Genomic DNA, 14,678 nt, shown 5'->3' with positions numbered 1-14,678 from the left:
GATAGACACAACAGGATTTAATGAATAAATATTATCACTACCTATAACAGTGATTCCCTATAATAGAATATGGCTGCAAAAACTCATTACACGATTTAGATACTCATAATACAAACCAATATTAAAGGATTTAGACCATGATTAAAGGATTAAGTGTTGCTATTGCACTGCTAATATCAACATCAGCACTCTCACAAGAGTGGGTTGAGGTAGAGGACGCCAGCAAGCTCCTGTGGCAGATGTCAGCCAATGGCACAGTCTGGTTTAGAAACCTAAATGAATTTGATGCGAAACAAGCTGGCTGTTGTTATTCCTACGCCTTAGACACGACTACGGCTGGGGGTAAATCCATTTGGAGCACAATATTGGCCAAAATGGCAGCACATAAACGCATCACATTGGGATTTCCTGCGGTTGGAACTAATGCAAACTTACAATTACTTAACTATATCGGCCGTCATTCCCATGCTTCAAATGAATAAGTAATTAATTGCTCATTTATACAATAGGGATGCGGCCGAATAGTCCAATCAATTACTCAGCGGGATCAATTTGTCCTACCTCGCAGAATGAACTGGCACGCTCCTTGGTATAGACAGTGAATGTCTTCTTACCAGACATCCACATTGCCAGAGTCACGGAAATCATCACTGTATGCTCTTGCTTGATTAACATCCAATTATAGGGTGTGCCTTCACAATTGCCTGGTACTCCAGTATCTAGCATAATTAACATGCCTTGCTCTACCGCAGTAATGTTAACGATATTTCCAGTTAAATAGCTCTCCGCACCATGAGAAAAAGTTGAAAAAAACAAACTTATGGTCAACAACATCATTCTTAAATTCACTGTATACTCCATATACAAATCTGGTTTTTTAATTAAACAATCATAAAAACATGCTTCAGCTACTGCCTTCCACCCAGTTCAACTTCACCAATTCGACAAGTGCTATCGGACAGCCAGACCGCAATGGGTTTATCTGCCATAAATGCCGCCAGCACGATTGAATGAATCTTATCTAGTCCGGGGTGATCCGGATACAGTGAAGCATAGCGTTCACCATAGCCGCTTTGCGAAGTGCAACCTGAAAGCGCTGGGGAAAGCGCAATATTAACGCCACCATTTGCTGTGACTACTACTTTTGTTACTTTCGCGTAAGTTATCCATTCTGGCCCTGCTGCAATAGATTGATGGCTAGATAGAATCAATGCACTTAGCATCAATGTGGCTATTATTTTTCTCACTGTCGTAATCCTAAATTAATGTAGTAAATTTTATCCAGCCCTAAGTTTGTACTCAAGACACTTGCTTGACGACACAAAGCCATGTTGTTGGCACTCTCGTTATGGGGCGGTCGTTATATACACATGCCTTAAATCTTCAGAACCACCGGCCACAGTGCAAGTGCCTTTACCGCCAATTGTTATTAATTGTTTTGAAAGTTGCGCCGCCAGTATAATTGACAACATATTCTTCCCTTCAGCGGTAGTGCCAACAAAACTATAATGCCAACCGGATGTCGCGCATGCAGCCAAATTCACAGTGCCATTCATGGACACATGACAGACTGGCGATACACTTGCATCGTGGCAAACCATTTGTTTAATAGTCCCCGTAGTATCAGCATACGAACACCTACTGATAAATAAAAAGGTTATCAATAATAACCATAACGCTGACCTCATAACGTACTCCATATTCATTCAGTTAAGAAATATTCTAATTCATCCAGTCGATGCTAATTATTATTGTTTTACACCACTCCAATGATCACTTGTGGCTAAGCTTCGGCTTTACAACACGCCAATCAAGCCAAATCAACAATTAATATCCCCTACACAGATACCGAACATGGCACTCAAGGAGTGACTGAAGTTTTTTAGCCATCTATTCTTATGTGATAAAAACCTATTTTATCCAGCTCCATCCAGCTTTGAGTGCAATGATTAAAGCTAGCGGATTGAAACCATAGCGTCGCATTTTTTTGCATCGCCGAACCTGACAATAATAGAGACAGCAACCCCTTACAGGATTCGCCATTATAGTTCCCTACGCTTTTGTTCAGATTGCAAAACACGACATCCGTAAATTTTGTGCTGCCACCATTTGATACTGACGCATATACACTGCCACTAGCTGAGATCGATACACCTGATACTTTTCCATGACAGGTTGGATTTGCTACTGCACTTAAACTAACCGAGAGTAACAATATTATTGAGCTGAGCTTGTTCAACATTACGAGTACATCCTGTAGATAATAGAGCACTGTTAAAAATAATAATTATGTAATCAAGAAGCCTTTAAAAATTACATGCTAATTGCAGTCCAAGGGGTTATGAATCATAAACGGTAAACAATAAGCTCCACTTACGATCTCATAGCCCAGAAGCTTTAATTGGTTACGATATGCTTTAATGTTTCTATTCCAGAATAGACATCACATTGATCGCTTCCAGCTAACCAAACATTCTTCCCTGAAGCATATGCAGTAAGAACCACGCTTAAGGTGATTTGTCCAACTTCTGTGCTGGCATCAAATACATAATTATACCCAGGGTTAGTTTGGCAAGCTGGGACTTGGGCTGGCTTGTTACTGATGGTTAAAATAACGTTAGTCCCATAGTTAGGCCCAACCAAGACGCCAGTAATTTGAGTCGGATTGACACTACTTGCCTGCGCAGAAGAAACCATCATTGCTAGAAAGATAAATAAGACACTTATTATGTTTTTTGCACCCATAAATATTTCTCGCCTCTTTATTCAAGAATAATTGTATTAATGTCTTCGCCATCGCCCCAGCGAGAGCAGGTACCATTACCATTAATGGTTACCTTTGATTTACTGGCATACGCCGTTAGTAACATAGAAAACTGACTCTTACCGTATACTGAGTTTTCATCTTTAATCATCCAATACTCATGCTGAGCGCTACAAGCTGGACGCTCGCTGCGTGCACCCTCAAGGTAAAACCAATGTAGGCCATCAGTCCTGACAAGCACTTTTTTCACTATGCCAGTCTGATTGCTGGCCAATACAGTCGTGGGCGCCATTAATCCAACGGCAGACACTAGTAATAGTGTTGATAAACATTTCATTTTCTTAATCATTGTTTCATCCTTTAAAAATCCGTCCATTTACTTACTAGATACACTATTACATTTACTCGCTAAATTAACATCTTACCAGGGCATGTCGCCCATTTTTATGCCGGCTATATCTTCGGCATTACCCCAGTAATTGCAACTGTCATTCACTAGAATATCGACCTTAGTATCCGCCTTGGCATAGGCCATTAGAGCTATGGCGACCAGTTATTTAAACTGTGGCGTGCTGCTATCAATAGCGAGTCGCTTGGTCGTTGCACAAGCTGTCATGCCAGCTTTATCACCGATAAAATCAACAAACAAAATGCTCTTACCGCCACTGCCATATATCCCTGCACCTGTTATGGTCACATTGCGGTAGTAGTGGTCGGCATTAGCATTAACGCAAAAACCAAGTAATAATACGATTAATAATTTTTTCATTACGCTCTTTCCTGAGACTGAATCGATTAAAAGTTTAAGGTGTGGTTTGTTCGAAATAACGCTGCCACATGGCCTGTATCGCCGCTTGCATCAGCTTATTTGCAAGCTTGCCATCGGTACGCAGCTGCGCTAGTGGCGCATTGGGGGATAGTTCAAAGTCATTGGGATAATGGATCTGCTGCAGGGCATGGTTATTGTCATGCCACTGGATTATTAACTCAGCACTAGTGGCATCATTTTCACCTGGGACAATTTTATAGCCAAAGCGCACTAACTGTAGCTTGGGCACCTTGGCCGCATCTTCAATAGAGAGTTCAGTCGAGGGCTCAGTCGTGTGTTCAGTTGAGAGCTCAACCGCAGGCTCATTTTCAGAAACGGAACTAGGCTCAGCAGCACTGATCTTAAGTTGGTAGTCTTGGGTGGTTGCGGCGCTTAAACCCTGTTGTAACATGGCGTCAATATCAAAACCTTGTTGCATTGATACCGTGCCTATGTCCTTAGCAATACCCGCATCGATTGCCACCCCAACGGCAATCCCCACCGGCCCCATGGCGGACATTAATGCAATACCGGCACCCGCGCCTTTACCCTGAAACACTATCTGCTTAGGTTCAGTAAAACCTATTTCAATTTTCGGCTGTGTTTGTGCTGACGCTTTAGCCAATTCGGGGGCCGACTGACAGCCACTCACCAACACAGCGCCAAACACAAATGTGCAGCCCAAACCCAAGCGTTTTATCGCTTTAAAGCTGTTAATCATAGTAGTCACAGCTCCTATTGAATGTGCTCGATTGCATACAGCTTGCACCAAAAGCTACCAGTGCCTTGCCATTTTTGATCGTTAAGGCCATGAACCCGCACTGGAGCTTTGGCGTGATAGGCGGCTAAAATCATACTCATATTGGCATCGAAACCAGGATCCGCCTTGTTAATCCAATAACCATCACAACCAGCAGATGGATGCACAACAGTAAATGCTACATCGCCACCGCCGTATTGGTTGTAAGATATCAACCGATTTATACTGGTGGTTGCAGTTGTTTCAGTCGCTGAAAAGGCGGAAAAACTGCTTACCAATAAACCACACAAGGATAATAAAATAGTAACGCGCACAACAATCTCCTTAAAATGATCCTTCATGACGCCGGTTTAAACAAACAGTTCAAACGCATTCGCCAATCCCAAGCGTTCACTGAACCCTATTTCATTATCACCCAGTAACCTTCTAGGCTGCGATTATGCTCCCAACCATCTTTGCAAGTTGTGACATCTGTGGCCGCCCAATACAAAGACACGGGTTTGTTGGCTGCAAACGCCATCAATGCCATGGCTTCATCTGTCTTAGTCGGCATATTGATCCATTTATTTGTGGAACTTAACATGATCGACACCCGCTCCATACTGTTCCACTTATAGATTTGATCTACGGTGCCAGTACAAGTTACCGCCGCGCTCGCGCTGTACGAGGTTAGTAATAGGCTTAACAATAGTATCGTTACAAATTTGAACATCTTATCTCCACAGGGTAAAAAGTATTAATCGTTTAATTGAGGGTCAAAATACCAACCCGTTAACGCCAACCATGTTGGATGACTGGCGGTGCTACAATCTTTGCTGTCGTTAAACCACAGGGCTAATTTTTTATAGAAGGATAATAACTGCAGACAGGAAAGGTAGTGACAGCACCAGTAATGGTGCTGCAATTATTTACTAATGGAAATAAATCGCGCCCCAGTACAAGCGTCGTCAGTAAAGTTATGCACCCTGACTTTTTTATCGCTGCTAAAGGCCGTTAATGCGATGGAAAATGCTTGTGAATAAGTAGCCGCTGACGCGGCACTGTCCTCCAAAAAGTATATCCAGCCATTGCAAGGCCCAATGCCACCTTCAACTTGTATGGCAAAATTCTTACCACTGCCTGTCGCATGGTTAGCCACCTCTAAAATAGTGGCACCTTTCGTCAACTCACCCGCCGAGGCAAAGCTTGGCAACAGGAGGCAAACAACGGCTAATAATATTAAATATTTCATTTTTAAAACCTTATAGGCTTGGATTCAAATAATAAGTGCATGCCTTGATGCCATTTTATTCAATTACGGCGCTTTACGCTGCACAATAACCATAAGCTTATTTGATATAGAGCCATTTGATATAGAACCAGCCCTAATCATGTTAATCCGTGATCCACAATGTATGAATTATTGGACGAGTGAATCGTCAATCACACATTACTGTGCATTTATTGACTAAAGCGTTTGGCCATAAGTCCTAGTCTAATTCGATGTACTGGTTAACCAAGCCATAGCCGTTACTGTCGGTACAATAGCCAACAGTAATCCTTAGTGCCGCCGCTTTCGCTGCCAATAAGCTTGAGTATGCCAGCTGCAACATGGTGTCATCGGTAATTAACTGACAGCCCGCCGCATTTCCTGAGCCTTCTCTTACATATAACCATTGGGGACGCCTGCTGGCATGGGGTTCATCTTAAAATACAGTGTTTTCTGCCCATCCATAGTGGTTCGCAGCACAGTCACAGTGCCCGAACTCACCTCTGCGTTAACAGTAAAGCTCGCAGCGAATAGCACTATTGCGGTTAGCATTATTTTAATAAATTTCATATACATTGTGACCTTTTAGGGATGTTAAGCATCATGGTTTCTTGGTTAATACACATTAAGACTTCAATTAAGACTATCCACTTCGCAGCCTACAGTGTCTTTCAAGGTATATATACAAAAAGACCTTCACAAAAAACTCAAGTGTGCAGCCGTTGAACAGAAAACTAAGGCCAAAAAAGCCTTCGGTGAGCAGATTATTGCCTTGACTCACCGGGTGCGTTCATATATTTCCATATTTCCACACAGTTCGAAGCTGACTAACTCATCGACTTTGCTATTTTTGAGCAATCTGGCCAAATATTTCTTATTTTATTTATGAAGAATGCGCTTTAAGTAACACTGATAATCAGGTTTTGGCGCCCTTGTTTTGTAATTAAATGATCCTTCCGCTAAAGCTAAAACTGTTTCGCTTGCAGTGATTTTTTTAATTTTGGTAATCAATAGATTATTAGATAATCCATTTCTACCAGCATAACCTAAAACACCTACACCACAAAAATCAAGATGTTTATATTCGTTATAATCACTTTTTGTCAATTCAACATAGACAAACTTTCTACCCAAAATGAAGTCGGAGATGTTTTCGTATAAATACGCAACTTCTGACATTCCACTTTCAAATAAAATAAAACCATCAACTACAATATACTGCCCTGACAAATCATTTTCAGAATCATCCAATATATCACCAACCATGTATCTGTTTGGATGTTTAATTGCCTCGGCAGTTGACTGAGAAATATAAAAAACAAACAGGAATGTGATTATCTTACATAAATAATGATTAACCCTCATCTTAAAATTCCTTTGTAACAGCTGAGAAACCGCTTTGAGTTGTATAAAACCATCTTAAATTATATCCGGCCTGCGCCATTTGATTTGATACGTAAGTATCAGCCTTTATATTTGTATTATAACCAGCACCATGAGAATGCCAGTTTGCTTTCCAAGTCCAACCTTTAGCGGTACCAATGTTAGCAGCAATTACATTAACTCCATGACGGTTATAACTAGTTCCTATACCATCGATAGCCCATAAGCCGTTTGTCGCTTGGCTTAAATTGGCGTTAATCTCTACATCATATTTGACCGCTAACTGGTGAACTCTTTTTTCTAAAAATTTTGTCGCTTTGTCTAATCCGCCTTTACCACTAAAGGATTTCAAATTTCGTACTTCCTTTTGCATTTCTTTAAATTCACTTTCAAAGGCAGCTCTTTTTTCACCAATGAGTTCACTTTCACCATCATAATCACTATCAGATGTAACTGTCTTCGCACTCTCAGCATTAAACAAGTGTGCAAAGCCAGCTGTTGTGGCGCCGTTAGCAAACTTACCCCCAGTCAACCTAGAGATTGTGCCACCGGCTATCGCCGCAATTAAGGTGCGTACTGGCATGTAGGCTTCGGCGCCGCCACCTATGCCCATGATATTACCAGAGACTACGCCGCCGAAACCGGCACTGAGGAAGCCATGGCCTAACTCGCCCCCTTGTATGCCATTAGTAAAGGCGCCGACGACACCCTTCGCGAACACATTGGCAACCGGACTAGAATCAAAGGGTAGTGAGCTGCCTATTTCGCCGAAAGCACCCGCAGAAAAGGCCCCCACAAATGCACCTATCACTATGTTGCCCCCATTCGCGGCAGCCCCTGCGGCGCCAGCTAAAGCGCCAATCATAGGGGCGGTACACCCGCCGCAAAAAGCACCTAACGCAACGCCGACTATCACACCAACGAAAGGCTTAATGTTATCCCACAGCTTACTGAAGAAGTAGCCACTGGGATCTGTGTAACTCAAAGGGTTATTAAGCACATAGCTATAGCGATTTAAATTTTGGCCATTTTCAGGTGCTTGCACCATAGGATCGGCTTGCATAAAACGGCCAGTATAACTGTCATATATTCGGCCATTCATGTGGATAATGTTGGCATGGTCCACATGCTCGTGCCCGGTAAAGCCACGAATGCTTATCGCTCTAAGCTCGCTGATCTTATTCGAAAATTGCGCCGCTGACCAAGGTGACCAATTCTCTGCGGCTCGGCGCTCACCAAATGCCCCAAAGCTCATGGCTCCCACAATGGCATTGCTGTCATTTAACACCACATCGATAGAGCCTAAATGGTCTTTAAGCAAATACTGTAATTGCTTTACCCCTGTCGACGCATAGTGGGTTTGCAAACCATAGCCTGCAATATAGCGCTTTAGATCATAGCCGGTACCGAGTTCATTTTGATTAAGTTCAATGTTACCAAAATAGAAACTCGTGCGTGTTTTACCCTCTTTGATATTCTCGCGTTTATAACGATTGCGATCGGCACCATAAGTAAAGCGGGTGGTCTCATTATTGGCAGTGATAGCAGACACTTTATCGAAGCTGGTATAGCTTACTGCTCTGGTTTGGTTTGTGCCGCTAAAGGTGCGAGTTTGATTACCGTTGGCATCATAGCAGTAGCTTAATTGCCCCACTTGCGTTAATGCATGGGGGCCTGCTACAACATCCGTTGTGGCATTACATTGTGCCGCTTGTGTTGCATATTGATAGCGTGCACCAGCTTCAACATTGGATTTAGACAGAATATTGCCATTACCCTCATAGGTTAATCCTAACGTCTCAATGCCATTTAACTGCACGGTTTCTAAGCGATTAAGGCTGTCGTAATCAAACTCTTCGGTTAGGGCCTGACCATTAACAGTGCGATTATAATTAATTCGCTGCTTTAAGTTGCCTAGGCCATCGAAACTATAGGTTTGATTTTGATGACTTCCAGCCAAGCCATTTAGCTTACCGGTTAGGTTGCTGTAATTTTTAACAACATGGGCGCCATTACCTAGGCTTTCATCGGTGATTTGTCCCAGGGCATTTATGGCATTGATGGTGTAATACACTTCACCATTCATGCCCTCTCGAGCCTCTTGATGCTTAAATACGTACCCGCGGTCGTTGTAATGATAACGTATACCTTGGAAGTCACCGCTGGCATCAAATTTTTGGAACACTCGGCCAAACTGATCGTAAGTCTGCGATTCAACGAAAAATTGCTGCTCTGCGTTTAATACCAGTTGGGTCTGTATTTGCCGTCCAAAATCATCATATTGATATTGTTTAACATAGCCAGTGGTAGTTTCTTGCTTCAATAGATGTGGTCGGGTGTCGATAAAACGCCACTGAGCCGTCCCCTCTGCGTCGGTACGAGACAGGGTTCTGCCCAAGGCGTCATAGGTGTAACTTATACTCTGCTGCTTGGCATCGGTCTGGCTTACCAATTCACCCAGGGCGTTATAACTATAATGCCACTCCCCCGAATCAGGATCATTCATCCACTCTTTTTGGTAGCCTTTGGCATCATACTGATTGGTCGTCACTTGCTGGTCGACACCTGTCACAGTTAATAAATTACCCATAGCATCATACGTGTAATCCAGGCGTTGATTATCGTTATCTATGACATAGAGCAGCCGGCCTTGTGCATCAATTTGTTTGCTAGAGCTTTGACTAAAGGTATGAATCGCCCCTGCAGCGTTGCTGACAGTAGAACTTGTCACGCGGTTGTCGTAGGTAAATTGAGTGACTCGCTCTGGCGTGGTAGTAGAGATAACCCTATCGAATACATCATAGCCAGTACGAACCCATACTGGACCATACAGAGCAACACTCAACGTGCTGGGTATAGATTCATGAGTCTTACGCCCGTATGCATCGTATTTATGGCCTTGATAAATATCCTCAGAGAAACCTTGGCTAACTTCGGCAATCATTTGCCCATTATCGTTGATGTACTGCCACTTACTCGGTGCACCTTGAGCACTAATGCCAATGACATAAAAATAATCTTCCGCGATTGATGGGGCCGCAATCGAAGCTGAATCGCTAGACCATGCCTTAGTTGTGTGTTGACTTGAACCGGTACCATCCCGTTTGAAATACTCATTGCCAAAGTCGTCATAGCGTACATCGGCGGCTTTATTATTAGCATCTAAGATTGTTTGAGGTTGGCCAAATGCATTGAAATTTTTGAACCTTGCCTCAATAAAGAGATCATTGCCACTACTGATAAGGTAGCGCCCTTGGGCATCATAATTGTTCACTGTACTACGGTGTATTGATAATGGGTCATTAGTATTCTGTTGCCCTGCACCACATGTGGTTTCAAAATGCTTAGAACAGACAGAGGTTTTAATCACATTCCCTAGCGAGTCATAGTTATAATGTGTTTGAAGATAAAGCTCATTCCCGCCATTTGGTTCTATAATTTCATTTTCTAATAATAGATTGCTCAGGTAAGTAAATTCACTCTCGCGCATGATAGTATTTTGACCAGTCACCCCGTGAGTCACCGTGGTCTTAGTTAAACGACCAAATCGTTTATACTCATCTGTACTGCCATACTCGTTATCTACAACCTGAGTCGTCACTTGATTACTATTAGCATAATCTGTCGTCGTGACCTGTTCTTGGGTGATATTGCCAAACAAATCGTATTGACGCTGAGTAATTTTCTTACTGAGTGATTGAAGCAAAGAAGCGCTGCTGATGCTGCTATTATTTTCTGTCACTTTTTCTATGACAGGTTGAAAAGGCGCAATGGTTCTTTCTAGCTTTAGCTTATTTATCACAGAGCCTAAACTGATATCACCATAGTAACGAAAAGTCACTTCAGCCATTCCGGTAAAGGGGAAATCTTGTCTATATGATGTTGTCGTTTTAAATTCCGAGCCTGATTTATAATACCTTGACTCTATGTGTCCAAAGCCAAGAAAACCTCTACCGCCACCCTGTAGCAAGGCTTTATAGTATTTATAATTAACTCTTTGCTGACGATTTTCTGTAGAAGCCACCAGAGACATTGGTGACAAAAGATTGAAGATACGACTGCCACGACCCCAATTAAGTAAATTCAAATTTTCCGGCGTGTAAAAGGGCGAGTCTTGCGCTTGTGAAACCTGGTAGACAGTCTTATCCAACATAGTACGGTATTTTATTGCCGTAGATTGACCATAACCATCTACTATGCTTGATACTTTGTTAACTTCATTATCCGGTTGTGATTGACCTCTAATAATCTTCAATGATTTAGCACTGATATCCACATAAGAGATATCGTTGAGCCCATCGCCATTAATATCAACAACAAACACTTGATCGACATTGGTCCCGGCGCTTACTGAGGCATCGAGCAACTCACTGTCACTGAATCCATTGGCTGTTGATAAATGGTATTTAAAGCGTCTTGTGCTGGGAATGTAATAAACAAGATCGGCTCGACTATCCGCATTAATATCGACTAGTTGTACATGCTTGAAACCTTCCTCTAAGGACAGTGTCTCACCATCAGTAAATCCTTTGCCTGTTGCATATCGAGTTCTAATTTTATTATGGACACCATATTCATACACAAGATCAGATAAACCATCACCATTGATATCACCGACGACAACATTGATCATGTTGGTGGATATAAAGCTCCCATTTAATCGCCAATCTACGGTACAGGTTCTGCCCGGATCGCACTGAGTATAATTTGGTCTTGATTTATATATGCGATCGACTTTGCCATCACCATTAAAATCTCCATATATCGACTTATCAAACTCCACCTGATTACGTGAACTGCCATTAACATGCAAGGTAACAAAAGCATCAAAACCATTACCGTTGTTTTTTCTATAGCCATAGGTAGTACCGTCTTTACGACCAGCGATAACATCAGCGAGTCCATCACCATCGTAATCATAGACAGCAACAACTAGGGCTTTATTTTCAAAGGTGGGTAAATCAAACTCTACAGGAGTAAATAATCGTTCTCTATGATCCGTTTTGCCGGAATTTTGATATAAGAACCATTGTTCTGGATTAGCTTGGCTTGTATATTTTGTCGTTCTTTTACGCTTTAGCAAAACATCCTGATAGCCATCACCGTTAGCATCTATGATGTGCCATTCGGGGGTATTATCATTTGAGAAATATAAGCGTTCACTGGAATTCGAATGCGGAGCATTTTCCCCAGTTAATACACCGTTATTATTAAGCAAGAAGTTTAAATAATAATAACTCCCTTCAGCGACCAAATAACTTAAATCAACAAAACCATCGGCGTTGAAATCAATGGGTTTTGCCCCGTAAAATGTACCATCCGTCTTAGGTAATTTACAGGTGCCGGTATCGGAAACATAGGGATTGGGATCAGTGCTAAAACACCTACCGGTAGACATTAAGTATGGGTTTGCAGGTTTCCAATTAAACCTTATGGGCTGCAGGCAACTATTTCCAGAACCATTACATTGTACCAAAGAAAGCAACTGACTGAACCCACTTGCAACATTATAATCATAAGACGTCAGATATTTTGTTAAGGGCACATTATTATGATTTTTAACAAGAACATCTTCCAATCGCAGTGTTTGCTCTTTTAATGTCCCTAGCGAATACCCCTGACTTACGTCGGTACGATGTTGATAATTAAATTCAACTGTGTTGCCGCTATAACTAATGGTATCGATCAAAATCTCATTATTACCAGCCAACATTGAAGTTGAACGACAATTAAGGCCACCATTGATATAACAATAGCTGATCTTGTTGTCATCTAATTTTAGGTTATCTTGCTGGCTTGATAGATACCAAGTCTCTATGGTATCCCCATCAAATCCGAATAGTTGACTATTACCAGCTTGACCATATGTTTCAAAACGGCCATCTTTATGTGTCACTTCAAAATGATCCGGACCGTTACCACTACTGCCTACTGCAACGACAGAAATAAAGCTGTCGACTTCAGTCGCGTATTCCGAGCCCGCTGCACCATACTCGCCAGTATTTTTCTTTAACACCAACTTTCGTCCATTGATGCAAAATCTATCAGCTTTGGTCAGTGTTAATGTTCCTGAAACACCATCTTGCTCAAAGGTTGAGCGGCAACGAGTAATGGAACTCAGCCCAACAATGCTGCTGCCAATGCCTAATTCACCATTACCTGAATTGGAATTATAAGATAAGCTCATTTGCGGTGTAACACTGGCAATTCCGACAGGGAAACTCAGCGGCATATTAAATGTAGCCGCACCTGACTCGTCGACTCTAAAGTCCCCCGATGTGATACCTACACTTGATGAAGCAACATTGATACTTGGTATAGGCGCTACTTGTACTGCAGGCACAGCCTCAGGAGAACCTGCTACAACACAAACACTTTCGCTACAATCCCAATACGTAGCCTCATGAGTTGTTGCATTGATATCATTGACTACAATGCTATCTGCGAAATTGCCACTTAGCGAAATGATGAGGTCAAGGCTGGTATTACCGGTTAAATTTTCGTATCGCACTGAAGCTTCACGAACGATATTAGTTTGTAAAGCGATAAACTCCTCATAGGTAATTTCTGTTAATGACCAAGATGCACCATTCTTAGTCATTACAATCACATTGCCTTTATCGGCAATAAAAAGAGGAATGAAAATATCACCCGATATCGGAATAAATGTAGCAGGGCGGACAAGATAGATATTGCCGTTAGCATCTTTATGAATGCTATAATTTAATTGTTCAATCGTGCCGCCACTTCTGTTAATACTGTTCGATAACGCATAATCACTACAGCTAGCAAAGCTGCATGTTTTAATTCTAAACTGATATTGCCCAACAGATGTTGGTAAGATTATTGAAGTTTGTTTGCCCACATAAACTTTAGTCCAAGCTGCACCATTAACACTTTGCTCAACGACGCTATCTTGATCTCTCAATGAAATTCTATTCGGCAAACTCCATGTTAATTCAACACTGGAATTGGAAGGGGTTTGCAACAACAGTTGCTCTGGTTTGGTTATCGGTTGAACTGTAATAGTTAGCGGGGTTGAATATCCTTGGCAATACCCAGATGCAGTGCAGCTTTGATAACGGTATTGATATTCACCTAAATCTAATAATCCTTGGGTAATGCTGTTATTGCTTCCTGCCAACAACTCGCCCGGTATAGGCGTAAGAGTCGCGACTTTTGTACGGTACCATTTTGTGGTTCCACAATTATCTATCGGGTAGTTACCATCAATAGGTAAAGGCACTGCACGGTTAATCGAAATCGATGTGCTTACAAGCTTATTGCTCTGGGTTTCAACATCGCAGGGGGCAACTGCCATAGGTTGGTTTGTGAAGGGATCGGAATAAATGCTCAAAGAGAACTTACCTTCCCCCATATATACTTTTGAAATGCCACCATCGCTAATCGCATTCGCCTTAAAGGATATCGCCTCAAGTAAAAAACACACAGAAATGAAGGCTAGTTTTTTGAACATGTTATTCATCCTTAAACGATGCTGAGGCCGTGAAATCCTTTTCGGATATACCAGATCACCAAAAAACAAAATGTTAACACGCGACTCAGTTATGTAACACTGTTTTTTCTCAAGATGATATTATTGAATAGATTTAAATCAACAGCTTAAAACCCGTAATAATAAAAAGCCCTGACCGATTAGGCACAGGGCTGGATGAAGGCGGTTCAGAGTGTAACGACCCAATATTGGGCTGTA

Annotated in this window: 16 protein-coding genes; 1 reads left to right on the top strand and 15 read right to left on the bottom strand. The window is 41.9% G+C overall.

What is annotated here, in order from left to right; all coding sequences use genetic code 11:
- Window positions 1-137 precede the first annotated feature (137 nt).
- Entirely contained in the window at window positions 138-482 is a 345-nt protein-coding gene (locus SDEN_RS00785) for a hypothetical protein (RefSeq protein ID WP_011494613.1), read from the top strand.
- 52 nt (window positions 483-534) lie between these two features.
- On the opposite strand, the gene SDEN_RS00780 is transcribed toward SDEN_RS00785, so the two are convergent.
- From SDEN_RS00780 to SDEN_RS00720, 15 genes are all read right to left on the bottom strand, one after another.
- The gene (locus tag SDEN_RS00780; protein ID WP_198134618.1) at window positions 535-849 is read right to left on the bottom strand and encodes a hypothetical protein; all 315 of its coding nucleotides are present in this window, start codon (window positions 847-849) and stop codon (window positions 535-537) included.
- A 59-nt stretch (window positions 850-908) separates the two neighbouring features.
- The gene (locus tag SDEN_RS00775; RefSeq protein ID WP_011494611.1) at window positions 909-1,247 is read right to left on the bottom strand and encodes a hypothetical protein; all 339 of its coding nucleotides are present in this window, start codon (window positions 1,245-1,247) and stop codon (window positions 909-911) included.
- 99 nt (window positions 1,248-1,346) lie between these two features.
- Window positions 1,347-1,472: a hypothetical protein gene (locus SDEN_RS20930; RefSeq protein ID WP_269571448.1), complete on the bottom strand. Its 126-nt coding sequence runs from the start codon at window positions 1,470-1,472 to the stop codon at window positions 1,347-1,349.
- Window positions 1,473-1,882: 410 nt separating this feature from the next.
- A complete protein-coding gene (locus SDEN_RS00765) occupies window positions 1,883-2,242 on the bottom strand; it encodes a hypothetical protein (RefSeq protein ID WP_041405619.1) in 360 nt (119 codons plus the stop codon).
- 155 nt (window positions 2,243-2,397) lie between these two features.
- Window positions 2,398-2,745: a hypothetical protein gene (locus tag SDEN_RS00760; protein ID WP_041405618.1), complete on the bottom strand. Its 348-nt coding sequence runs from the start codon at window positions 2,743-2,745 to the stop codon at window positions 2,398-2,400.
- A 17-nt stretch (window positions 2,746-2,762) separates the two neighbouring features.
- Entirely contained in the window at window positions 2,763-3,113 is a 351-nt protein-coding gene (locus SDEN_RS00755) for a hypothetical protein (protein ID WP_232279914.1), read from the bottom strand.
- A 204-nt stretch (window positions 3,114-3,317) separates the two neighbouring features.
- Window positions 3,318-3,533, bottom strand: coding sequence for a hypothetical protein (locus SDEN_RS20755; protein ID WP_011494609.1), 216 nt, complete (start codon window positions 3,531-3,533; stop codon window positions 3,318-3,320).
- 34 nt (window positions 3,534-3,567) lie between these two features.
- The gene (locus SDEN_RS19680) at window positions 3,568-4,293 is read right to left on the bottom strand and encodes a hypothetical protein (RefSeq protein WP_011494608.1); all 726 of its coding nucleotides are present in this window, start codon (window positions 4,291-4,293) and stop codon (window positions 3,568-3,570) included.
- 14 nt (window positions 4,294-4,307) lie between these two features.
- Entirely contained in the window at window positions 4,308-4,646 is a 339-nt protein-coding gene (locus SDEN_RS00740) for a hypothetical protein (protein ID WP_232279913.1), read from the bottom strand.
- An 86-nt stretch (window positions 4,647-4,732) separates the two neighbouring features.
- Window positions 4,733-5,044, bottom strand: a complete 312-nt coding sequence (locus SDEN_RS00735; protein ID WP_011494606.1) for a hypothetical protein — start codon at window positions 5,042-5,044, stop codon at window positions 4,733-4,735.
- 192 nt (window positions 5,045-5,236) lie between these two features.
- Window positions 5,237-5,563, bottom strand: a complete 327-nt coding sequence (locus SDEN_RS00730; RefSeq protein ID WP_011494605.1) for a DUF5992 family protein — start codon at window positions 5,561-5,563, stop codon at window positions 5,237-5,239.
- 238 nt (window positions 5,564-5,801) lie between these two features.
- Window positions 5,802-5,924: a hypothetical protein gene (locus SDEN_RS20925; RefSeq protein WP_269571447.1), complete on the bottom strand. Its 123-nt coding sequence runs from the start codon at window positions 5,922-5,924 to the stop codon at window positions 5,802-5,804.
- Between the two features lie 50 nt (window positions 5,925-5,974).
- The gene (locus tag SDEN_RS20400) at window positions 5,975-6,151 is read right to left on the bottom strand and encodes a hypothetical protein (RefSeq protein WP_157599803.1); all 177 of its coding nucleotides are present in this window, start codon (window positions 6,149-6,151) and stop codon (window positions 5,975-5,977) included.
- 309 nt (window positions 6,152-6,460) lie between these two features.
- Complete coding sequence (locus tag SDEN_RS00725) at window positions 6,461-6,946, bottom strand: hypothetical protein (protein ID WP_011494604.1); 486 nt, start codon at window positions 6,944-6,946, stop codon at window positions 6,461-6,463.
- Window position 6,947: 1 nt separating this feature from the next.
- Window positions 6,948-14,441 (bottom strand): RHS repeat-associated core domain-containing protein, encoded by a 7,494-nt coding sequence (locus SDEN_RS00720; protein WP_011494603.1) that lies wholly within the window; start codon window positions 14,439-14,441, stop codon window positions 6,948-6,950.
- Window positions 14,442-14,678: the final 237 nt, after the last annotated feature.

Origin of the sequence: Shewanella denitrificans OS217 (assembly GCF_000013765.1) — a bacterium.
Lineage (GTDB): Bacteria > Pseudomonadota > Gammaproteobacteria > Enterobacterales > Shewanellaceae > Shewanella > Shewanella denitrificans.
Note: the sequence above shows the minus strand (reverse complement) of the source record. Positions and strands in the feature narration are given on the sequence as shown.